General features: G+C 67.8%; 25 protein-coding genes. 9 read left to right on the top strand and 16 right to left on the bottom strand.

Going from position 1 to position 20160, the window contains the following annotated elements; all coding sequences use genetic code 11:
• Positions 1-24: 24 nt before the first annotated feature.
• The 5 genes from pstA to ACKY0X_RS18970 all read right to left on the bottom strand — a co-directional run bounded on the left by pstA (position 25) and on the right by ACKY0X_RS18970 (position 4874).
• Positions 25-939, bottom strand: coding sequence for a phosphate ABC transporter permease PstA (gene pstA, locus ACKY0X_RS18950; protein WP_046286419.1), 915 nt, complete (start codon positions 937-939; stop codon positions 25-27).
• On the bottom strand, positions 936-1916 hold the full coding sequence (pstC, locus tag ACKY0X_RS18955) for a phosphate ABC transporter permease subunit PstC (protein WP_409427283.1): 981 nt from the start codon (positions 1914-1916) through the stop codon (positions 936-938). Before pstC ends, pstA begins: the two co-directional genes overlap by 4 nt.
• Positions 1917-1965: 49 nt before the next feature.
• Entirely contained in the window at positions 1966-3084 is a 1119-nt protein-coding gene (gene pstS / locus ACKY0X_RS18960; protein WP_065040943.1) for a phosphate ABC transporter substrate-binding protein PstS, read from the bottom strand.
• Positions 3085-3195: 111 nt separating this feature from the next.
• Positions 3196-4107, bottom strand: a complete 912-nt coding sequence (gene mshD / locus ACKY0X_RS18965; protein ID WP_409427284.1) for a mycothiol synthase — start codon at positions 4105-4107, stop codon at positions 3196-3198.
• Positions 4104-4874 carry a winged-helix domain-containing protein gene (locus ACKY0X_RS18970; protein ID WP_409427285.1) on the bottom strand — a complete coding sequence of 257 codons (771 nt, stop codon included), beginning with the start codon at positions 4872-4874 and terminating at the stop codon, positions 4104-4106. Before ACKY0X_RS18970 ends, mshD begins: the two co-directional genes overlap by 4 nt.
• A gap of 82 nt (positions 4875-4956) precedes the next feature.
• Here ACKY0X_RS18970 and lmeA point away from each other — a divergent pair, with 82 nt between their 5' ends.
• The 7 genes from lmeA (at position 4957) to ACKY0X_RS19005 (ending at position 8797) form a co-directional block, all read left to right on the top strand.
• A complete protein-coding gene (gene lmeA / locus ACKY0X_RS18975; RefSeq protein ID WP_409429701.1) occupies positions 4957-5727 on the top strand; it encodes a mannan chain length control protein LmeA in 771 nt (256 codons plus the stop codon).
• Complete coding sequence (locus tag ACKY0X_RS18980) at positions 5724-6149, top strand: TlpA family protein disulfide reductase (protein ID WP_409427286.1); 426 nt, start codon at positions 5724-5726, stop codon at positions 6147-6149. Before lmeA ends, ACKY0X_RS18980 begins: the two co-directional genes overlap by 4 nt.
• 50 nt (positions 6150-6199) lie before the next feature.
• The gene (locus ACKY0X_RS18985; RefSeq protein WP_353617130.1) at positions 6200-6268 is read left to right on the top strand and encodes a putative leader peptide; all 69 of its coding nucleotides are present in this window, start codon (positions 6200-6202) and stop codon (positions 6266-6268) included.
• Positions 6269-6356: 88 nt separating this feature from the next.
• On the top strand, positions 6357-6821 hold the full coding sequence (locus ACKY0X_RS18990; RefSeq protein WP_409427287.1) for a DUF4395 domain-containing protein: 465 nt from the start codon (positions 6357-6359) through the stop codon (positions 6819-6821).
• A gap of 42 nt (positions 6822-6863) precedes the next feature.
• Positions 6864-7697, top strand: coding sequence for a sulfurtransferase (locus tag ACKY0X_RS18995; protein ID WP_409427288.1), 834 nt, complete (start codon positions 6864-6866; stop codon positions 7695-7697).
• 1 nt (position 7698) lies between these two features.
• Positions 7699-8001, top strand: coding sequence for a DUF1416 domain-containing protein (locus tag ACKY0X_RS19000; RefSeq protein WP_046286426.1), 303 nt, complete (start codon positions 7699-7701; stop codon positions 7999-8001).
• A 118-nt stretch (positions 8002-8119) separates the two neighbouring features.
• Complete coding sequence (locus tag ACKY0X_RS19005; protein WP_065040949.1) at positions 8120-8797, top strand: FABP family protein; 678 nt, start codon at positions 8120-8122, stop codon at positions 8795-8797.
• Positions 8798-8870: 73 nt separating this feature from the next.
• Here the strand turns inward: ACKY0X_RS19005 and ACKY0X_RS19010 are convergent, their stop codons facing one another.
• Positions 8871-9740 (bottom strand): aminodeoxychorismate lyase, encoded by an 870-nt coding sequence (locus ACKY0X_RS19010; RefSeq protein WP_409427289.1) that lies wholly within the window; start codon positions 9738-9740, stop codon positions 8871-8873.
• Between the two features lie 35 nt (positions 9741-9775).
• On the opposite strand from ACKY0X_RS19010, the gene ACKY0X_RS19015 reads away from it, so the two are divergent.
• Together ACKY0X_RS19015 and ACKY0X_RS19020 are read left to right on the top strand one after the other, a co-directional pair.
• Positions 9776-10855 (top strand): YgfZ/GcvT domain-containing protein, encoded by a 1080-nt coding sequence (locus ACKY0X_RS19015; RefSeq protein ID WP_409427290.1) that lies wholly within the window; start codon positions 9776-9778, stop codon positions 10853-10855.
• A 136-nt stretch (positions 10856-10991) separates the two neighbouring features.
• Positions 10992-11159, top strand: a complete 168-nt coding sequence (locus ACKY0X_RS19020; protein WP_082108471.1) for a DUF3073 domain-containing protein — start codon at positions 10992-10994, stop codon at positions 11157-11159.
• A 75-nt stretch (positions 11160-11234) separates the two neighbouring features.
• Here ACKY0X_RS19020 and purM read toward each other — a convergent pair whose 3' ends face one another.
• The 10 genes from purM to ACKY0X_RS19070 all read right to left on the bottom strand — a co-directional run bounded on the left by purM (position 11235) and on the right by ACKY0X_RS19070 (position 20150).
• Positions 11235-12320, bottom strand: a complete 1086-nt coding sequence (gene purM / locus ACKY0X_RS19025; RefSeq protein ID WP_046286889.1) for a phosphoribosylformylglycinamidine cyclo-ligase — start codon at positions 12318-12320, stop codon at positions 11235-11237.
• 57 nt (positions 12321-12377) lie between these two features.
• Positions 12378-13607 carry an acyl-CoA dehydrogenase family protein gene (locus ACKY0X_RS19030; RefSeq protein ID WP_409427291.1) on the bottom strand — a complete coding sequence of 410 codons (1230 nt, stop codon included), beginning with the start codon at positions 13605-13607 and terminating at the stop codon, positions 12378-12380.
• On the bottom strand, positions 13604-14746 hold the full coding sequence (locus tag ACKY0X_RS19035) for an acyl-CoA dehydrogenase family protein (RefSeq protein ID WP_409427292.1): 1143 nt from the start codon (positions 14744-14746) through the stop codon (positions 13604-13606). Before ACKY0X_RS19035 ends, ACKY0X_RS19030 begins: the two co-directional genes overlap by 4 nt.
• Before the next feature lie 23 nt (positions 14747-14769).
• Positions 14770-15624 carry a TauD/TfdA dioxygenase family protein gene (locus tag ACKY0X_RS19040; RefSeq protein WP_409427293.1) on the bottom strand — a complete coding sequence of 285 codons (855 nt, stop codon included), beginning with the start codon at positions 15622-15624 and terminating at the stop codon, positions 14770-14772.
• A gap of 41 nt (positions 15625-15665) precedes the next feature.
• Complete coding sequence (locus ACKY0X_RS19045) at positions 15666-16001, bottom strand: hypothetical protein (protein ID WP_409427294.1); 336 nt, start codon at positions 15999-16001, stop codon at positions 15666-15668.
• Complete coding sequence (locus tag ACKY0X_RS19050) at positions 15998-17233, bottom strand: SRPBCC family protein (protein ID WP_409427295.1); 1236 nt, start codon at positions 17231-17233, stop codon at positions 15998-16000. The genes ACKY0X_RS19045 and ACKY0X_RS19050 overlap by 4 nt, the downstream gene beginning before the upstream one ends.
• A complete protein-coding gene (locus ACKY0X_RS19055; RefSeq protein ID WP_409427296.1) occupies positions 17230-17988 on the bottom strand; it encodes an SDR family NAD(P)-dependent oxidoreductase in 759 nt (252 codons plus the stop codon). The genes ACKY0X_RS19050 and ACKY0X_RS19055 overlap by 4 nt, the downstream gene beginning before the upstream one ends.
• A gap of 118 nt (positions 17989-18106) precedes the next feature.
• On the bottom strand, positions 18107-18559 hold the full coding sequence (locus ACKY0X_RS19060; RefSeq protein ID WP_065040960.1) for a MarR family winged helix-turn-helix transcriptional regulator: 453 nt from the start codon (positions 18557-18559) through the stop codon (positions 18107-18109).
• A gap of 14 nt (positions 18560-18573) precedes the next feature.
• Positions 18574-19833, bottom strand: a complete 1260-nt coding sequence (locus ACKY0X_RS19065) for an amidohydrolase family protein (protein WP_409427297.1) — start codon at positions 19831-19833, stop codon at positions 18574-18576.
• Entirely contained in the window at positions 19830-20150 is a 321-nt protein-coding gene (locus tag ACKY0X_RS19070; protein ID WP_207543171.1) for a hypothetical protein, read from the bottom strand. The genes ACKY0X_RS19065 and ACKY0X_RS19070 overlap by 4 nt, the downstream gene beginning before the upstream one ends.
• Between the last annotated feature and the right edge of the window lie 10 nt (positions 20151-20160).

Raw genomic sequence — 20160 nt, forward strand, 5'->3', positions numbered from 1 at the left:
TACGCGCTGGTTGTCGAGACCGATCTAGAACTTCTTGGGAGCGAAGATGCGTGCCCCGAACCTGGCCGCCACGTTCAGTAGCGCGATCAGCAGGATGAGGGTGAGCGCGGCGCCCCAGAGCCGATCCGTGGGCACCGCGCTGGCGCCCGCCCCGGCCGATGTCTGGTCATACATCATTCCCGGGAGCGACCCCATGAAGCCGTGGAACATGTCGAAATTGATCGCCTGCGAGTAGCCGACCAGGATCAGCAGCGGCGCGGTCTCACCCATCACCCGGGCCAGCGCCAACAGAATTCCGGTGACGATGCCGGACAGCGCGGTCGGGATCACGATGCTGGTGATGGTCTTCCACTTCGGTGCGCCCAACGCGTAGCTGGCTTCACGCAGATCCATCGGAATGATCCGCAGCATCTCCTCGGTCGCTCGCACAATCACCGGCACCATCAGCAGCACCAACGACAGCGACACCGCGAATCCGGAGCGGTGAAATCCCAAGGTGGCCACCCACAACGCGTAGACGAACAGCGCTGCGACGATCGACGGCACACCGGTCAGGATGTCGACCATGAACGTCGCGAGCTTGCCCAGCCGGGTGCCGGCACCGTACTCGACGAGATAGATCGCGACGAAGATCCCGATCGGGATCGAGATGGCCGCGCACAGCAGTCCTTGCAGCAGTGTCCCGATGATCGCGTGGTAGGCACCGCCGCCCGCCACGAACGCCGTCATGCCGGCCTGTGAGTGGGTCCACCAGGAACTGGTACTGACGGCACCGAAACCGAAGTCGAACACCGAGTACATCACCCACACCAGGGGCACCAACGCCAACGCCATCGCGGCGGTGACCAGCACCGTCGCAATCGAATTGGCCACCCGGCGGCGCAGACCTACCCCCGCAAACGTGCGCAACTTGACGGGCCGGTCCAGCAACGCGGTCATGAATGCACCTTCTGGGTGATCGCGACGCGGGCCAGCGCGTTGACGATAAGCGTCAGCACGAACAGCACCAGACCGGCTGCGATGTAGGCGCCCGCCTTGTACTGGTCGTTGAACTCCGATGCGGTGGCGGCGATCTTGGTGGCGAAGGTGGAACCGCCGTCGAACAGCGACCAGTTGAACGCCTTCTGGGTGGAGCGCAGGATGATCAGCAGCGCGACCGTCTCACCGAGCGCCCGGCCCAAGCCCAGCATCGCGGCACTGATGTAGCCGGAGCGGCCGAACGGCAGCATCACCATCTTGACCACCTCCCAGCGGGTCGCGCCCAGCGCCAGTGCGGCCTCGACCTGGCCGCGGGGCGTTTGGGCCAGCACCTCGCGGGTGACCGCGGTGATGATCGGCAGGATCATCACCGCAAGCACGATTCCGCCGGTGAAGATGGTGCCGCCACCCGCCACCGACGCGTTGCCGTCGGCGAACAGAAAGAATCCACCGAGGTGTTCGTTGAGCCATAGCGCGGTGCCGCGCAACTGCGGGGCCAGCACATACAGGCCCCACGCTCCGTAGATGATCGACGGCACGGCGGCCAGCAATTCGACCATGTAACCCAGGGGCCCGACGAGCCGCCTGGGCGCGTATTCGGCGAGATAGATCGCGACGCCGAGAGCAACCGGCATGGCCAGCAACAGCGCGAACAGCGAGACGAACACCGTCACCTGCAGCATCTCTGCAATGCCGAAGTGCATGGCGGAGGTGTTGGTGGTGACCCAACTGCCGCCGTAGGTGAAGAAGTTCTCCCGGTTACGCTGCAGCGCCGGTATCGCCCGCAGCAGGAGGAAGCCTCCGACGGCGCTGATCAGGACGATGATCAGCACCCCGGAGCCTTCCGCGACCAGACGGAACAGCCGATCTTGCAAGCGGCTGCCAGTGGAACGCAGCGCCGTCGGGGTCACCGACGGCGTCGATGCAGACGCAGACACAGACGAGTCGGCGATGCTTGACACCCCCTCATCGCTTGCAGCACGGCGGCTACTGGATCGCGTCGATGGCGGCACTCAAGCGCCGTTTCAACTGGTCCGGCAGCCGGACGTAACCGGCGGACGACAATTCGTCCTGGCCGCTGGTGGAGGCCGTTTTCAGGAAGGACTTCACGGCCGCCGACGTGTCGGGGTCGTAGCCCTTGGAGCAGACGATCTCATAGGTCACCAAGACTAGCGGGTAGGCAGCGGCCTGCTTGGTGCCGTAAAGCGACCTCAGGTCCAGCCGCATGTCGTTGCTGTCCTCGGAAACGAATCCGGCCGACTGAATCGCAATACCGGCCGATTCGTCGGTGGCGGCGACCACTCCAGAGCCCGAGTCGATCATCGCCGACCGCAGGTTGGCCTGGTCGGCGAAGCCCTTCTCGACATAGCCGACGGCACCGGGCGTGCTCTGCACCGCCTGCACGACCCCGGCCGACTTCTGCGCGCCCTCGCCGACGCCGCCCTGGAATTCGCTGCCTTCACCCTTGGTCCAGGTCTGCGGTGCCGCAGCGCTGAGGTACTTCTGGAAGTTGTCGGTGGTGCCCGACGAGTCCGAGCGATAGATCGGCGTGATGGCGATCGCGGGCAGTTCCTCGCCCGGGTTGAGGGCCACCAACGCGGGGTCGTTCCAGCTGGTGATGGCTCCGCTGAAGATCCGGGCCAGCACGTCACCGTTGACGACCAGGTTCTCCACTCCATCGAGGTGGTAGGCGATGCTGACCGGCCCGAACACCAGCGGCAGATGCCATGCCGGGTTCTGGCCGCAGCGGTCGGCCGCCTCGGCGACCTGCGCCTCGCTCAGCGGCGAGTCCGAACCGGCGAAGTCGACGTGCCCGGCGATGAACTGCTCGCGGCCCGCGCCCGAGCCGGTCGGGTTGTACGACAGGTTCTTGCCCGAGCACTCTTTGCCCCACACCTGGTTGAACACCGCGATCGCGTTCTGCTGAGCCGTCGATCCCTCAGCGGTCAACGTGCTCTTGCCTGCACACTCGGCGGAGTCAGCTTTGCCGGAGGTGGTGCCGGTGCCGGACGGGCTCGCGGTGTTGTCGTCGCTGCCGCAGCCACTGAGCGCCAGACCGGTCATCGCGGCCGCTACCAGCGCAAGACCCGCCTTTGTGCGTTTCATCAGTTCTCGCTTTCTCGCTTCCGGTTCAAATCTCTCCGGGAACGTATGCGGCACTTATGGATGGCAGCCACATGGCAGATGAACGGGCGGTGAATAGATTCCAGTGCCGCATCAAGGCTGCTCCACTGCGGCGTAAGCGGTGTCGACACTGTGCACCGCAAAGCCCAACTGCTCGTAGGTGCGCAACGCCGCGGTGTTGTCCGCCTCGACGTAGAGCAGCACGATCGGCGCCTCGACATCGGCAAGCCGGTCCGCCAGATAGACCAGGCCAATCTCGGTCAGCACCCGGCCCAGACCGCGGCCCTGGGCGGCCGGATCGACCCCGACGACATAGACTTCCCCGGCGCGTTCGGCGCCCGGTTTGCCGGAGTGGATCTTGGTCCAGTGAAACCCCAGCAGCACGGGTCCCTCGAACGCCAGAAACAGTCCGGCCGGATCGAACCACGCCTCGGCGCGGCGCTGCGCCAGATCCTCGGCAGTCCAGCCGCCCTGCTCGGGATGCCAGGAGAACGCGGCGTTGTTGACCCGCAGCAGTTCGGCGTCGTCGTCTGGGCCGGCGTAGGTGCGAATCGTCACCCCGGGCGGAACCTTCGCGCTTACGCGGCTGTCCCGCAACGATCGGCGCATCTGCAGCAGCTCACGCACCGCGGCCAGTCCCAACGCTTCGGCAGTGGCTCGGGCGGCGGGCAGTGTGCCGTGCGCCCAGAACCGGGTGCCGCCGTCGGTTCGGGCCAGTGCGGCCCGGGCCATCGCGGCCCCGATACCGCGCCGCCGGGCCTGGGGCGCCACCACCAGCTCCGCCATCGGCGCGGCGTCCTCCGAGCCCGCGGTCAGGTTCAGATAGCCCAGTACCGTCGCGCCGTCACTGGCGACCAGATGTTCGGTGCGGGACGCGGCGAGTTCCCGCAGGACCTGCTCCCCCACCGGGGCGACGCCGTCACGGTGGCCGGCAGTGGTGATCAGATCGCGGATCTGCCGCTGCTGGTCATCGGTCAGTGCGGCATGCCATTGCGGGGCGTTCACTGACTGGTCAGCGGCTCGGGCGCACCGCCGTCGGCGCCGTCGAGGTCATCGACCATCTCGTCGTCGCCCTCGTCGTCAGAGGCGGCCGAGGAGTGGCCCCGCACCGGCCGGACCGCTTTGTAGCCGACGTTGCGGACCGTGCCGATCAACGACTCGTATTCCGGCCCGAGCTTGGCGCGCAACCGCCGGACGTGCACGTCGACCGTGCGCGTACCGCCGAAGAAGTCGTAGCCCCAGACCTCCTGCAACAACTGCGCCCGGGTGAAGACCCGGCCGACGTGTTGGGTGAGGTACTTCAGCAGCTCGAACTCCTTGTAGGTCAGATCCAGCGGACGGCCCCGCAACCTCGCGGTGTAAGTGCCCTCGTCGATCACCAGCTCACCAAGTTTGGTCTGCCCCGAGGCCTGCTCGGCGGCCGGCGCGCCGCGGCGTCCGGTCAGCAGCCGCAACCGGGCGTCGGTCTCGGCGGGCCCGGTACCCGGAAGCAGAATCTCGTCGATACCCCACTCGGCGTTGACCGCCACCAGTCCGCCCTCGGTCACGATCGCGACCACCGGGACCGATCCTGCGGTGGCGCTCAGCAGCCGGCACAGTCCGCGTGCCGCGGCCAGATCGGTGCGCGCGTCGACCAGAACCACCTCGGCCGAACCGGCCTCAAGCAGCGCAGAAACCTCGGGCGCCGCTGTCCGCACAGTGTGCGCAAGCAGGGACAGCGACGGCAACACCCCGTCGGGGTGCAGGTCAGCGGTCAACAGCAGTAGCTCCAATAGAGGCCCTCCAGCGTCCCAGGTGATCTAACGATAGCGTGCGACCTGCCAGAATGACCGAGTGCGCAGGGTGCTTATCGGTATGTCGGCCGCGATCGCGGCCCTGGTCTTGGTGGCCGTCGGGGTCGATTTCGGAGCAAGCGTCTATGCCGAGTACCAGTTGTCGCGGGCGGTACGGCGGGCCACGGACCTGCGCGCGGACCCGTTCGTGGCGATCCTGGGCTTCCCGTTTCTGCCGCAGGCGCGCCGCGATCACTACACCGAAGTGGAGATCAAGGCCCCGGCCGTCGAGCAGCCGATGATCGGCAAGTCGATGCTGGAGGCCACCATGCACTCGGTCGACTTGACCGAAGCCACTTGGCGGTTCCGTCCGGACGCCCCGATCCCGGTGGCGAGGCTGGAGAGCCGGATCATCATCGGCTCGGTGCATTTGGGCCGGTACCTGGGCATCCGCGACCTGATGGTGGAGGCGCCGCCGGCCGAGACCAACGACAACACCGGCGGCACCACCGAGTCCGGAATTTCGAGCAGCCACGGGCTGGTATTCACCGGCACGCCAGCGGGTTTCGGCAAGCGGGTGAGCGTGGCCGTGGACCTGTCCATCGGCGGGGAAGACCACAGCACGTTGGTGATCACCCCGACCGGCATCCTTACCGGGCCGGACACCGCCGACCAGACTGTGCCCGAGGAGCAGCGCGCCGCGGTGCTCACCGCGTTCCGCGGCAGCCTGCCTCAGCAGCGGCTGCCGTTCGGCTTGATCCCGACCAGCCAGGGTGCGCGCGGCTCCGATGTGATCATCGAGGGCATCGCCGATGGAATGACGGTCACCCTGCCGGAGTTCCGTCAAAGATGAGCATCGTCGCGATCTTCGCCGCCCTGGTATTCGCCGGAGCGATCGGATGGTGGCTGAACCGACGGGCCGGTGTGTTGCGACAGCTGCCCGACTCCGAGACTGGCGACGACACCGCCGCCGCTTCCGATGCCGCTTTTTTGGGGCTGGAACCGGGACGCCCGGCAGTGGTGCATTTCTCCGCGCCATGGTGCGGGCCATGCGCCGGCGTGCGCCGGGTGGTGGAGAAGGTCTGCGATGACCTCGGCGGTGTCGCCCATCACGAAATCGACATCGACGCCAACCCCGATGCGGCGCGCAGGTTCTCGGTGCTGTCGCTGCCGACCACGGTGATCTTCGATGCCGAAGGGCGCCAGCGGTACCGCGCCGCCGGTGTCCCGACGTCGGCGGACCTGCGTTCTGCGCTGGAACCTCTGTTGGCTTGACGGCCCCTCGGTTGGGTAGGCTGTACGTCGTGTTCGCCCGCCTTGAGCTTGTGCTCACCAAGCGCCGCGCAGTCGACCTGTGCCGCACCGCGGGCTGCTGTTGTTGTCGTTGTCGCTGAGACGCGCGTTTTCGCGTCGCTATCGGAGCGCCCGGGAAACCGTGGCATGTCTCCACCAGCCACTCGCCACGACAGCCAGGAGCATTTCATGCGGAATATCGACACCGACACCGCCCAAGTCCAACAGGTAGACGTCCGGGGTCCCCGGTTCACCGCCTGGATCACCACCGCCGTACTGGTGGCCGTCCTGCTCATCGCCGGATTCAGCCGAGTCGGCGCGGCCGTTCTGCTGGCCGCCCAAGCCGTCGTCTTCGCGATCGGCGCGACCGCGGGCCCCCGCCGGCACCCCTACGGATTGCTGTTCGCCCGGCTGGTGGCTCCGCGGCTGGGGCCGGTCACCGAACGTGAGCCGGTGGCGCCGCTGCGCTTCGCCCAGCTCGTCGGCCTGGTGTTCGCCGTGATCGGCGTCGCCGGGTTCGCGTTCGCCCCGGCAGTCGGCCTGATCGCGACGGCCTTCGCACTGGCGGCGGCCTTCCTCAACGCCGCCTTCGGCATCTGTCTGGGCTGCCAGCTCTACCCACTCGTCGTACGCCTGCGGCCGACTACGGCGTGACCCCAGCATCTTCCCTGGAAGTAATCGGAAAGGATTCCCACCATGGCACGCTCTGACGTCCTGGTCTCCACCGACTGGGCTGAGAGCAATCTCGACGCGCCCAACACGGTGTTCATCGAAGTCGACGAAGACACCAGCGTCTACGACATCAATCACATCCCGGGCGCCATCCGGCTGGACTGGCGCAAGGACCTGCAGGACCCGGTACGCCGCGACGTCATCGACGAGGCCGCGTTTTCCAAGCTGCTCTCCGAGCGCGGCGTCGCCAACGACGACACCGTGATCCTCTACGGCGGCAACAACAACTGGTTCGCCGCCTTCGCCTACTGGTACTTCAAGCTCTACGGACACGAGTCCGTCAAGCTGCTCGACGGCGGCCGCAAGAAGTGGGAGCTCGGCGGACGTCCGCTGTCGAGCGAAGCCGTCAGTCGGCCCGCCACGTCCTACACCGCCAGGCCGCTGGACGAATCGCTGCGGGCCCGCCGCGACGAGGTGGTCGCGGCGATCAACACCAAGAACCTCGTCGACGTGCGCTCCCCCGAGGAGTTCTCCGGCAAGATCTTGGCTCCAGCCCACCTGCCTCAGGAGCAGAGCCAGCAGCGCGGCCACGTCCCGAGCGCGATCAACGTGCCGTGGAGTCGTGCCGCCAACGAGGACGGCACCTTCAAGTCCGATGAGGAGCTGGCCAAGCTGTACGCCGACGCCGGCCTGGATGGTCAGAAGGAGACCATCGCCTATTGCCGTATCGGTGAGCGTTCGTCGCACACCTGGTTCGTGCTGCGTGAGCTGCTCGGACATCGCAACGTAAAGAACTACGACGGTAGTTGGATGGAATACGGCTCCCTGGTGGGCGCCCCGATCGAATTGGGAAGCTGATATGTGCTCTGGACCCAAGCAAGGGCTCGCCCTGCCTGCCAACGTCGACCTGGAGAAGGAGACCGTGATCACCGGCCGCGTGGTGGACAGCTCCGGTGCGTCCGTCGGCGGCGCCTTTGTCCGACTGCTGGACTCCTCGGACGAGTTCACCGCTGAGGTCGTGGCCTCGGCCACCGGTGACTTCCGGTTCTTCGCCGCTCCAGGTGCCTGGAGGGTGCGTGCCCTGTCCTCGGCCGGTAACGGTGACGCCGTGGTGACGCCCTCCGGGGCGGGCATCCACGAGGTCGACATCAAAGTCGCCTGACGACTCGCGATAGACTTCCCCCCGTGGTGTTGTTCTTCGAGTTGATGCTGGTGGCGGCTACTGGCCTGATCACCTGGTTTGCGCTGTACACGCTGTATCGGCTGATTACCGACGAGATGTGAGTGCCTCCGACGGGGGTACGCCGGATGCCGGCGAGCGCCAGGTCGACCGGGGTTCCGGCGACCGTGCGGTAGCGGCCGCCGCTGAGCGTGCCAAGCAGACCGCGGCACGCAACATTCCGGTCTTCGACGACCTGCCGTTCACCGATACCGCCAACCTGCGTGAGGGTGCGAACCTGCACGACGCGCTGTTGGCGCTGCTGCCGTTGGTCGGGGTGTGGCGCGGTGAAGGCGTGGGCCACGGCACGCAGGGCGACTATCGGTTCGGTCAGCAGATCGTGGTGTCCCACGACGGCGGCGACTACCTGAACTGGGAAGCGCGGTCCTGGCGGCTGTCCGACGACGACGAGTCCAGCCAACCGGCCCTACGCGAAACCGGCTTCTGGCGGTTCGTGGACGATCCGGACGACCCCGACGAGTCGCAGGCCATCGAACTATTGCTGGCGCACTCCACCGGGTATGTCGAGCTGTTCTACGGGCGCCCGCACGGCCCGGCCTCCTGGGAGCTGGTCACCGATGCGCTGGCCCGCAGCAAATCGGGTGCGCTGATCGGCGGGGCCAAGCGGCTGTACGGGATCGTCGAGGACGGTGACCTGGCCTATGTCGAGGAGCGGGTGAACGCCGACGGCGAGCTGGTGCCGCACCTGTCGGCGCGACTGTCCCGCTTCATCGGCTGACCCTTCACGGTGACTCTGCGCTGAGGGCGGAGGCTTCTCGCACTTTGGCGCCCTAGCCGCAGAGTCAACGCGTTCAGTGGCCGATTGCGGTGTCGACCAGGCCGGCGAATTCCTGCTCGGACACCCGCGGTTGTAGCGCCCGGCCGTCCAAGGTGTGCACCCGTGCGGCCAAGGTGATGCTCGACACCAGCCAGAGATCTTGCGCCGCAGCGAGATCCGACGGTCGCAACGGTGCGTATTCGCATTGGTAACCCGCGGCGCGAGCCACGTCGAACAGTGCCTCCTGGGTGGTGCCGCGCAGGATCGGGTGCGACAGCGGCGGGGTGATGAGCCGTCCGGGCTCCACCAGCACCACCGTGGAGCGCGGCCCCTCCAAGACGAAACCGTCGGAGCTGATGAAGATGACGTCGTCGGCGCCCTGTTTGGCGGCGTACCGCAGCGCCGCCATGTTCACCGCATAAGACAGCGTCTTGGCGCCGGCCAGCAGCCACGGCAGCTCCAGACCCTGCGCCGACAGACCACGGTCCAAGGTGATCGCCGCCACGCCCTCGCGGCGGGCCGCCGCGATGCGTTCCGGCAGCGGGGTCAGCATTACGTATGCGGTTGGCGCCGAACCGGTTTCTCGGCCCCGGCTGTAGATCATTCGCAGTGCGCCCTCGCCCGTTCCGGCCCACTGCTGCACCGCTTCGTCGACGGCACGGCGCCAGTCGTCCAGGTTGGGGGCCGGCAGGTCCATCAGCTCGGCGGAGCGCGCCAGCCGCCGCAGGTGAGCATCGAGCAGGCAGGCGGCGCCGTCGCGCACCAGCAGCGTCTCGAAGACCCCATCGCCGCGCAGCGCCGCCAGATCGTCGGCGTGCAAGAGCGGCGAGCCGGCTGCGGCAAGCCCGCCGCCCACGGTGACGATCGTCACGACGCTGTCTTCCACATCGGCCTCCGCTGCCATGGACCGTGAGCGTAGCGGCTCCGTAGAGTTGAGCCGTGTCCGCCGTCCCCGCACCTGATTCCGGCCCCGACGCGGGCGCTGTCTGGCATTACGGCGACCCGTTCGGCGAACAGCGCAGCGCTGAAACCGCAGCCGTGTTGGTGGATCGGTCCCACCGCGCGGTGCTCACGCTGGGCGGCGCGGACCGCAAGACCTGGCTGCACAGCCTGTGCACCCAGCACGTCGCCGACCTTCCCGACGGCGCCAGCACCGAGAACCTGACTTTGGACGCCAAGGGCCATATCCAGAATCACTGGGTCCAGACCGAGGGCAGCGAGCGGACCTACCTCGACACCGAGCCGTGGCGGGGCGCGCCGCTGACCGAACATCTGCGCAAGATGGTGTTCTGGGCCGACGTTGCCATCGAGCCCGCGGATCTTGCGGTGCTGTCGCTGTTGGGCCCTGACCGGGATGCTCCGGCTGTCCTCGAGGCGTTGGGACTAGCCGCACCACTCGGGGCGACAGCGGCGCCGGTCGGTGATTCCGGGGGTTTCGTTCGGCGGGCGCCGAGCCACGATGCGCTGGAACTGCTGGTGCCGCGCGCCGAGAAGAGCCAGTGGCAGCGGCGGCTGACCCAGGCCGGGGTGCGGCCCGCCGGAATATGGGCCTACGAAGCCGACCGCGTGGCCGCGGGGCGCCCGCGGTTGGGCGTGGACACCGACGAGCGCACCATCCCGCACGAGCTGAACTGGATCGGCGGACCCGGCGTCGGCGCGGTGCACCTGGACAAGGGGTGCTACAGCGGGCAGGAGACAGTAGCCAGGGTGCATAACCTGGGCAAACCGCCGCGAATGCTGGTGCTGTTGCACCTCGATGGATCGGTGGACCGGCCCTCGACGGGAGATCCGGTCACCTCAGGCGGGCGCTCGGTGGGCCGGCTGGGCACGGTGGTGGACCATTTCGAACTGGGTCCGATCGCGCTGGCGCTGCTCAAACGCGGGCTCCCGGCCGATACCCCGCTGCTGACCGGCGCCGACGCCGAGGTCAGTGCGGTGATCGACCCGGAATCGATGCCGCCGCCGGACGTGCGCGGGGCGGGGCGGCTCGCCGTCGACCGGCTGCGGGGCCGGCTTTGATAGTGGTCACACCGGCACAGGGCAGGTCGGCAGCTCCGCGATCGGCACGGTAAGCTGTCGGCAGGACAATAAACACATTCAGATCGGAGCCGCCTGCTCGTTGGGCCGCTCCGTTATTGCGCGAGGGGGTCCCCCCATGGGCCGCGGCCGGGCTAAGGCGAAGCAGACCAAGGTTGCTCGAGAGCTGAAGTACAGCTCACCGTCGACCGATTTCTCCCAGCTCCAACGTGAGCTGGCTGGGTCTGAGGTCAACGACTCCGACGGTGACGACTCCTGGAATGGCGACGACGACTGGCGCCGCTGAGCGCCAGTCGTACCGCCGGTCCTGACCGGCCCTGATAGGGCTGGACCTGATGGGGCTGGACAGGCTCGCTAGGGCCTAGAACCTCGGGTGCTCCCCGACCAGCGTGGCCCCGTCTCCCGGTTCGGCGTTCTTCCCCGGCTTGGCGACTGTGCCGAGCGGCCAGCAGTCGACGTGGCGGGCAGTCAGGATGGCCAGCGCGCGGTCGGTGTCCTCCGGCGCGACGATGGCAACCATGCCGACGCCCAGGTTGAACGTCTTCTCCATCTCCGCGCGGCTCACCCGTCCGCGCTGGGCGATCATCGCGAACACCGGAGCCGGCGTCCAGGTGCCACGGTCCACCTCGGCGATCAGCCCGTCGGGGATGACGCGGGCCAGGTTGCCTGCCAAGCCCCCGCCGGTGACGTGGCAGAACGTGCGCACCTGGGTCTCGGCGGCCAGCGCCAGGCAGTCCTTGGCGTAGATGCGTGTCGGTTCCAGCAGTTCCTCACCGAGGGTGCGGCCGAACTCCTCGACGTGGCCGGCCAGGTTCATCCGGTCGATGTCCAGCAGCACCGCCCGGGCCAACGAGTAGCCGTTGGAGTGCAGGCCCGAGGAGCCCATCGCGATGAGCACGTCGCCGGGGCGGACCCGGTCGGGGCCCAGTACGTCGTCGGCCTCCACCACGCCGACACCGGTCGCGGAGATGTCGTAGTGATCGGGTTCCATCAGGCCGGGGTGCTCGGCGGTCTCCCCACCCAGCAGCGCGCAGCCAGCCTGCACACACCCTTCGGCTATGCCGGAGACGATCGCGGCGACGCGTTCGGGCACGGTGCGGCCGACGGCGATGTAGTCCTGCAGGAACAGCGGCTCGGCGCCGCAGACAACCAGGTCGTCGACGACCATGGCCACCAGGTCGATGCCGACGGTGTCGTGCTTGTCCAGTGCCTGGGCGATCGCCAGCTTGGTGCCCACGCCGTCGGTGGAGGACGCCAACAGCGGCTCACGGTAGTCGTTGCGCAGGGCGAACAGGCCGGCGAAGCCGCCGAGGCCACCCCGCACCTCCGGCCTGGTGGCCTTGGCGGCCAACGGTTTGAACAATTCGACGGCCCGGTCACCGGCGTCGATGTCCACTCCGGCCGATGCGTAGGTAACGCCCTGGGAGCTTGATTCTGCTGAGGTCATCGCGGTAAAGGCTACCGGTCGCCGACTGCGTTCGGTATTGCGCTCGACGTTACGGGTTCAGAGCCGGTTATGGCGGACCTGATTGAACGGTACGCCGCGGTCGGCGGCGTACTCGCGAGGCAGGCCCAGAACGCGTTCGGCGATGACGTTGCGCGCCATCTCGTCGCTGCCCCCGCCTAGGCCCACGGTCTGCCGTGACAGATACCGCCGGCCGGCTCTGAGCAGGTGCGCCTCGTCGTCCACCACGGCCAACGGACCGGCGACCGCCATGGCGGTGTCGACCTCCAGGTAGGTCACATCGGAATGGAACAGCCGGATGATCGATGCCGCAGCGGGCGGAAGTGCACCGCTGCGCATGCCGCGCCCGGCATAGTCGATGAGCTTGTCGCGCACCATGCGCCGGGCCAGCACCCGGCCGATCTGGTCCTGGGTCAGCGGGTCGTCCGCGGTACCGGCGTCGTGCGCCAGGGTCAGGAAGTCGCCGGCGGCCATCTCGGTGCGTTCGGGGCCGCGCCCGCTGGCGAACTCCGAACCCTGCCCCACCGCCCGCCGCTCGTGGTAGAGCAGCCGCGACGCGACGTCCCAGCCCTTGTTGACCTCGCCGACCACCGTGTCGGGCCCGAGCCGCAACCCGTCGAAGAACTCTTCGCAGAACTCGTTGGAGCCGTCGACCTGCTCGATGCGGCGCAGTGTGACGCCGGGCGCCTCGATCGGCACCAGGAACATGGTCAGCCCGTCGTGCTTGGGCACCGTCGAATCGGTGCGGGCCAGCAGCAGCCCGAAGTCGGCGGCGAACGCGCTGGTGCTCCACGTCTTGGCCCCGCTGACCACCCACTCGTCGCCGTCGCGCTCGGCGCGGGTGATCAGGCCGGCCAGATCGGATCCGCCGCTGGGCTCCGAGAGCAGCTGCACCAGCACCTCGTCGCCGCGCAGCGCGGCGCTGATGTGGCGGCGCTTCTGTTCCTCACTGCCGGTGTCGAGCAGGGTGGCGCAGCAGATGGTGAAGGTCGGGACGTTGAGGATCAGCGGCATCTCGTAGCCGGCGGACACCGCGTCGAAGGCCTTCTGATAGCGCAGGTCCAGGCCGAGTCCGCCGTATTCACGGGGGAAGCAGATCCCGGCGAAGCCGCCGGCGTACAGCCGCCGCTGCAGCTCGCGTGCGCGCTGCCAGGCGCCGTCGTCGTCGCGCCCGTTGCGCGGGGGGTGCTGCGGATCCAGGCGCGGCATATTGGCGGCCAGCCAGTCGCGCGCCGAGGCGGCGAAGGCCTCCACGGTGATGTCGGTCATGCGGCGGGCTCCGTGCTGCTGGCGGCCGCGTAGATGGCCTGGTGGTGCTCGGCGGGAGTGCCGAGCAGATTCCGGTACAGGGTGGCCCGGCGCAGATACAGGTGCAGGTCGTGTTCCCAGGTGACGCCGATCCCGCCGTGCAGTTGCACGCACTCCTGAATCAGCCGGCCGGCATGTTCACCGAGATAGGACTTGGCCGCGCCGGCCCACATGGCGGCGTCGGGATCCCGCGCGGCGACCTTGTCCACCGCACCGGCGGTGATCGCGTGGCAGGCGTGCAGCCACATGGTCATGTCGGCGAGTCGGTGTTTGATCGCCTGGTAGGACGCCAGCGGCCGGCCGAAGCTGTACCGGTCGCGAGCCCAGGCGACGGTCATGGCCATGACGGCGTCGAGGGCCCCGGCCGTCTCGGCGCACACCAGCGCGATCGCGACCTGGGTCTGGCGGTCGATGAGCGCACCGGTCTGTGCCGCGGTGCCGACCACCGCGGATGCCTCGACTTCGGTATCGCTGAATTCGATGCGCGCGTACTGCTTCACCAGATCGATGCCGGGCTGCGGCGTCGCCCGCACTCCGGCACTGTCGGTGCGGACCAGGAACTGGCGCACCGCACCGTCGTCGGTGCGAGCGCCGATCAGCACCAGGTCCGCGCGGTCTCCGGCCTCCACCCGATCCTTGACCCCGTTGAGCCGGTAGCCGCCGGCGATGCTGGTTGCGGTCAGGCCCGGCTGATGAGGACGAAAGCCACGACCGGGCTCGTCGGCAGCCCAGGTCGCCACCGTCTCCCCCGCAGTCAGCGCCGCTATGTCGCGCGCATGGGTGTCCCGGTTGTCGGCGTCGACGAGGCCGGCCAGGACCACGCTCACCGGGTACAGCGGCCCGGGCGCCACGGTGCGTCCGATCTCGGTGGCGATCGCGGCCAGGTCGTGCAGGCCGCAGCCCGAGACGCTGCCGCCGCCGAGTTCCTCGGGCACCAGCAGGCCGGCCCAGCCGAGGTCGGCGGCCTGCCGCCACCATGCCGCGTCGTAGGAGCTGCCCCGTGCATGCAGGTCGCGGTAATCGCGCAGCCCCGCGGTCTTGTCCAGGAATGCACGCGCCGTGGCGACGAAAAGCTCGCTCTCCGTTGACGGGTCGGTCATGTCATCTCCTTCGAAAACTGCGGTCACCGGATGGGTTCGTCACCGAGCACCGTGGTGCGCAGCATTTCCCGGGGAGAATCCGGGTCATAGGGGGCGGCCCGGTGCAGGACGCCACGGTTGTCCCAGATGACGGTGTCTCCCACCGACCAGTGGTGGCGATAGACCCGATCGGCCACGGTGGCACGCGTGAGCAGTTCGTCCAGCAGGGCCCGCCCCTCCTGCAGATCCATGCCGACGACGTAGTCGGCGGAGGCACCGAGCACCAGTGATCGGCGCCCGTTGCGGTGCGTCCAGACCAGGGGATGTTCATGGGTGGGCCGGGCCCGCCACCGGGCCAGATCTTCCGGGGATGGGTCGGGGGTGACCCGCCGCTGGGAAGCCTCCAGTGAGTGGACGACGCGCAGTGCGCCATAGCGTCGCTTCTCGTCGTCGGTGAGCAGGTCGTAGGCGGCGTACGAGCTGGCGAATTCGGTCTCGCCGCCGCGCTCTGCTACCTGCACCGCCGAGAGCACGGTGGCCTTCTGCGGGTATTCGTCGCCGGTCGGCGTGCACCCGTCGATGTGCCAGTCGAAGGTGGCGCGCAGGTAGCTCGCGGAGGAGTTCTTGGACCGGTTCAGCGTGACCGGGTAGATGCCCGCGACTTCGTGATGGCCGTCGGCGGAGTAGTCGACGCTGCCCAGCCGGCCGCAGAACGCAACCTGGGCGCGGGGGTCGATACGCAGGCCCCGGAAGACCAGAACGCCGTTGTCTTCCAACGCTTCGAGCACCGCGGCTCCCAGCTTCGCGTGATCCTCCGCGGCAGCTAGCTGCCGCGGGTCGACGCCGAGGACCTCGGCGCCGACTGAGGACGTCAGCTTGTTGATGGTGAGCAGACTCATCGGCCTGACCTTTCTCACAAGGGTTTTCGCGCTGTTGACCGCTACGGGATGGGCCAGCCGGTGCGGGTCATGACGGCGTCGGCGGCGTCGACGGGGGCGGGCTGGCCCATGATCTCCACTGCCATAGCCACCATCACCAGTGAATAGATCAGGTGCAGCAGGTGCAGCGCGTCCTCGGGAAGTTCGTCCAGGGCGAATTTGTCGCAGTATTCGATCGCTTCTTCCAACCGCGGAAAGAACGCGTCGTAGAATTGCCGCAGCTCGCCGATGGTGCTGGACAGCCTCTGTTTGAAACGTTCGGTTTCGGTTGGCAAGCACCAGGTTTCAGCGAAGCGCTCGAGCTCGGCGAAGGCGCTGGGCAGCCGTGGGACCGTCATTGCGCCGCCCCTACACCGGCGTGCGCGCGCCGGTAGTCGTCCACCCAGTCGGCGACCACCTTGTGCAGGTGCCGCACCAGGATCTCCTGATCGTTGAGAGGGAAGTCGTCGACGATGCCGTACTCCAGCGCGGCCTGGGTGCCGCCGAGCATGCCGGCGTCTTGCAGCGCAAACTCTTTGAGCACCACCGACGCCACCTCGTGTTCGATGCGCTCGCGCACGGTGCGGGCCGGGTGGAAGTAGGTGTGGGCCTCGAATCGGTGGGTGTTGTGCGAGGTGGGCCAGTACCGGTAGAGCAGGTACCAGCCGCCGTAGATGAGGATCTCGGTGTTGGGGAAGATCTGGAAGTTGCTGATCCCCCACGGTTCGATGCCGCCCGGATTCAGCCCGGCCGGCAGCTCGCCGATGTCGGGCGTCTCCCAGGGACCGACCAGCCCGCTGCGGGTGGCCCGCTCGATCGGGTACATGTACTCCGGGGGGAGCAGCCATCGCCGCCGCCCGGCTGTGGAGACCAATCGGTGCGGTCCGTCGAGTTGGAAATGGCCGCAAGTGAATCCGGCGCCGGGCACCCGGACTTGGGCCGGCACTTGCTGGGAATGCAGTGCCGGAACGTGGTAGTACTCCTGGAACGCGTCGGCGAAGATCTTCCAGTTGCTGTTGTTGTGGGCCACCCAGTCATAGCGTTCGGTCAGCTTCTCAAACGGGTAGCCGTCGAGGCCGGTGATCATCGGACCGAGGAATTCCCGCAGATTCTGACGCGGTTCGGTGTCGAGGTTGACGAAGATGAAGCCGTTCCAGATGTCGCAGTGCAGCGGCATCAGGGCCGCGGTGTCGGCACCGTCGAATTCGTGCGTGCGGCGGCAGCGCTTGCAGGTGATCGCCTCGACTTGTCCGGCGGTCTCGCGGTCGGGAAATTCGTGCCAGACGAGCTTGGTTCCGCAGCGCGGGCAGACGTTACCGAAGGCGCGGATTCCCTGGTCGGTGTGGACGAGAAGCACCGACGCCCGGGCGGCTTCGATCTCCTTGGTGGCATAACTGCCGTGTTCGGGAAGTTCCTCGACGCGCCCGATGTTGAGCCAGGCACGTTTGAACACCGCTTCGCGTTCGAGTTCGAAGAACTCAGGGGATGTGGAGTCGGCGAAAGAGATAGGGCCGGTGCCCAATTCCGGGTAGTGCTCGGTCCACGAGCCCTGCGCTGTGCGGCCGGATCGCACCGAACGTTGTTCTGTCACAACACCGCCCCTCCGTTGACGCCGAGTACTTGGCCGGTGATGAAACCGGCTTCCTCCGAACACAAGAATCCGACCGCCGCGGCGATGTCCGAGGCCGCGCCCAGCCGTCCCATCGGGATGTTGGCCGCGATCTGCTCGTTCGGCGGCAGGTACCCGGCCACTTGGCCCTGGTGCTGCATGGGCGTCTCGATACCCGACGGCGGGATGTTGTTGACCGTGATGCCCTGCGCGGCATATTCGCGAGCCAGCGATTTGGTCAGGGTGATGACCGCTCCCTTGGACGCGGCGTAGTGCGCCGCGAACGGTGATCCGCGCTGAGCGCTGGACGAGGAGATCATCACGATGCGCCCCCACCCGGCGGCGACCATGTCTGGCAATGCAGCCTGGCAGCAGTGAAAGGTGCCGGTCAGGTTGACGTCGATGATCCGGGCCCAGGCCTCGGGCGTGATGTCGGCGAAGGCCGAGTAGCCGAAGAGTCCGGCGCTGGTGACCAGCGCCGCGACCGGGCCGAGTTCGCTGCGCACTCCTGTGAAGGCCTCGTCGACGGCAGCCCGATCGGTGACGTCGGCCTCGACGCCCAGCGCGGTCGCGCCCTGGCCCCGCACGTCGTCGGCAACCCGCTGCGCGGCTTGGCCATTGACGTCGAGAACGGCGACGCGATAGCCGCGCCGGCCCAGTTCGTGGCAGGTGGCCTCGCCCATGCCCGAGCCCCCACCGGTGACCACGGCGACCCGCTGCGGCACCTCGGTGGTCATTGCATCCCCTTCGGCGTCGATCGGCGAATCGCAACCCTGGACGTCCTCGCCGCAATGTTATCAAGTACTTGTTATTGATCTCAAGTGTTGGATGTTCGGACCTGCCGGGACGGCGCCCTTAGGGCTCCACGTGGTCGGCGAATAGGGTGTGGCCGGTGCCCTGCTCGACGACCCGAGCCAGCAGCGCCCGCAACGTCTCCTGCTCGTCGGGGCTCAGCACACCGAACACCTGATCGTGCGCGGCGAGCGCGTCGGTGACGACCGCCGAGGTCACCGCGCGCCCCTCCTCGGTCAGATAGGCCCGCAGGATTCGGCCGTGGTGGGGATCCTGCTTGCGCTCCACCAATCCGCGGCGCTCGAGCGCACTCAGGGCCAGTTGCACACCCTGTGGAGTGATGAGCAGGCGGCGGGCCAGTTCGGCGCCGGACAACCCCGGTTCGCCGGCGAGTTGACGCAACAGGCCGATCTGGGCGGTACTCACCCCGTGGTCGCTGATCGCCTCGTTCACGGTCGTCAGCGAGTAGTAGAAGGCCTGCTTGAGCAGCCACAGGATGTTGTTGGTGAGATCCATGTCCTGCTTCCCTATCAACTGCGCTTGCAGACTCGGCCGTCCTTCATGACGAATCGCACGTCTCCGGTGGTGCCGATGTCCCGGGTCGGGTCGCCCGGTACGGCGATGATATCGGCGCAGTAGCCCGGGGCCAGCCTGCCCAGTTCGTGGGCGGCGTCGATGAGATCGGCACTGACCACGGTGGCCGCCCGCAGCGCCTGCACCGGTGTCATACCGCGCTCCACCAGGGCGCACAACTCTTTGGCGTTCTGGCCATGCGGGATTGCCGGCGCATCGGTGCCGCACGCGATGCGTACACCGGCCTCGATCGCCCGGGGCAACATGGCTTTGGCCCGCGGAAACACCTCGGCCGCCTTCTTGCGCAGCTCTGGAGCGATCCGGTCGACAGCCATGGCATCGGTCAAGTAGGTGGTGGAGACCAGGAAGGTGCCGTGGTCCACCATCATCGCCAGCGTTTCATCAGTGGCCAGGAAACCGTGTTCGATGCAGTCGATGCCGGCCCGGATGCATGCCCGAATCGCGGTGTCGCCGATGGCATGTGCGGCGACCCGCACCCCGGCCCGATGCGCCTCGTCGGCGATTGCGGCCAATTCGGCGTCGGAGTACTGCTGGGCACCCGGGGCGGTGCTGTGTGACATCACCCCGCCGGAGGCCGACACCTTGATCAGCTTGGCGCCGTGCCGGATCTGGTAGCGCACGCAGGCGATCACATCCGGCACGCCGTTGGCGATGCCCTCGGCGACCGACAGCGGCATCACGCCGGGCGCGAGCCGTTGGAAGACCGTCGGATCCAGGTGACCACCGTAGGGCGTGACCGCATGGCCGGCGGGGTAGATCCGCGGACCCGCGTGCCAGCCCTGGTCGATCGCGCGCTGCAGCGCGACGTCGAGTAGGTAACCACCGGTCTTGACCATCAACCCCAGGTTGCGGACGGTGGTGAAGCCGGCTTCCAGTGTGGTTCGTGCGTTGACCGCGGCGCGCAATGTGCGGTAGGCGGGATCGTCCTGCACGCCGTGCAGCGGGGTGGGAAGCCCCTCTGGACTGCCCGGCCCACCGATGAGCAGGTTGAGCTCCATGTCCATCAGCCCGGGCAGCAGCGTGACGTCGCCGAGGTCGATGTCGTCGGGCGAAACCGGAACGGGCGCCTCGGGATTGATGGCGGCGATCCGCCCGTCCTCGACCACCACGACGGCGGGTGAGTGCACCACGCCGGCGTCGACGTCGAGCCACCGATCGGCCCGCACCACACACTTCTCACGCACCGGGCGGCTCACGGGAACGGCTCGGCGACGCACTCGATGACGGCCGCGCCCGAGTCCGGAACGCGCGGCTGCTTCCAGGCTTCGGCCGGGAATGCCACCGTGATCATGGAATACAACAGGTGCATCAGGTTCAGCACATCCTCGGGCAGGTCGTCGAGGCTGAACTTGTCGCAGTAGGCCAGCGCCTCTTCGGCGCGTGCCGTGATGGCGTCATAGAACGCCTGCATGTCTGACATGGAACTGTTCAGACGTTTGGCGTAGCGCTCCGGTTCAGACGACAGGCACCACTGGTTGAACGGTTCGAGATCAGCGAATTCCTTTGGCAGCATGGCGGTCACG

Origin of the sequence: Mycobacterium sp. SMC-11, from assembly GCF_046250095.1 — a bacterium.
Classification (GTDB): domain Bacteria; phylum Actinomycetota; class Actinomycetes; order Mycobacteriales; family Mycobacteriaceae; genus Mycobacterium; species Mycobacterium heraklionense_A.

Bases quoted from the DNA above. Each gene is read 5' to 3' on its own strand.
- ACKY0X_RS19060 (WP_065040960.1), bottom strand. From the start codon at position 18,559: ATGGATCTCACCAACAACATCCTGTGGCTGCTCAAGCAGGCCTTCTAC.
- ACKY0X_RS19045 (WP_409427294.1), bottom strand. From the start codon at position 16,001: ATGACGGTCCCACGGCTGCCCAGCGCCTTCGCCGAGCTCGAGCGCTTC.
- pstS (WP_065040943.1), bottom strand. From the start codon at position 3,084: ATGAAACGCACAAAGGCGGGTCTTGCGCTGGTAGCGGCCGCGATGACC.
- pstA (WP_046286419.1), bottom strand. From the start codon at position 939: ATGACCGCGTTGCTGGACCGGCCCGTCAAGTTGCGCACGTTTGCGGGG.
- ACKY0X_RS19055 (WP_409427296.1), bottom strand. From the start codon at position 17,988: ATGACCACCGAGGTGCCGCAGCGGGTCGCCGTGGTCACCGGTGGGGGC.
- ACKY0X_RS19035 (WP_409427292.1), bottom strand. From the start codon at position 14,746: ATGACCGACCCGTCAACGGAGAGCGAGCTTTTCGTCGCCACGGCGCGT.
- lmeA (WP_409429701.1), top strand. From the start codon at position 4,957: ATGTCGGCCGCGATCGCGGCCCTGGTCTTGGTGGCCGTCGGGGTCGAT.
- ACKY0X_RS18990 (WP_409427287.1), top strand. From the start codon at position 6,357: ATGCGGAATATCGACACCGACACCGCCCAAGTCCAACAGGTAGACGTC.
- ACKY0X_RS19020 (WP_082108471.1), top strand. From the start codon at position 10,992: ATGGGCCGCGGCCGGGCTAAGGCGAAGCAGACCAAGGTTGCTCGAGAG.
- ACKY0X_RS19070 (WP_207543171.1), bottom strand. From the start codon at position 20,150: ATGCTGCCAAAGGAATTCGCTGATCTCGAACCGTTCAACCAGTGGTGC.
- ACKY0X_RS19000 (WP_046286426.1), top strand. From the start codon at position 7,699: ATGTGCTCTGGACCCAAGCAAGGGCTCGCCCTGCCTGCCAACGTCGAC.
- ACKY0X_RS18980 (WP_409427286.1), top strand. From the start codon at position 5,724: ATGAGCATCGTCGCGATCTTCGCCGCCCTGGTATTCGCCGGAGCGATC.
- ACKY0X_RS19010 (WP_409427289.1), bottom strand. From the start codon at position 9,740: ATGGCAGCGGAGGCCGATGTGGAAGACAGCGTCGTGACGATCGTCACC.
- ACKY0X_RS19030 (WP_409427291.1), bottom strand. From the start codon at position 13,607: ATGACCGACATCACCGTGGAGGCCTTCGCCGCCTCGGCGCGCGACTGG.
- ACKY0X_RS18995 (WP_409427288.1), top strand. From the start codon at position 6,864: ATGGCACGCTCTGACGTCCTGGTCTCCACCGACTGGGCTGAGAGCAAT.
- ACKY0X_RS19040 (WP_409427293.1), bottom strand. From the start codon at position 15,624: ATGAGTCTGCTCACCATCAACAAGCTGACGTCCTCAGTCGGCGCCGAG.
- purM (WP_046286889.1), bottom strand. From the start codon at position 12,320: ATGACCTCAGCAGAATCAAGCTCCCAGGGCGTTACCTACGCATCGGCC.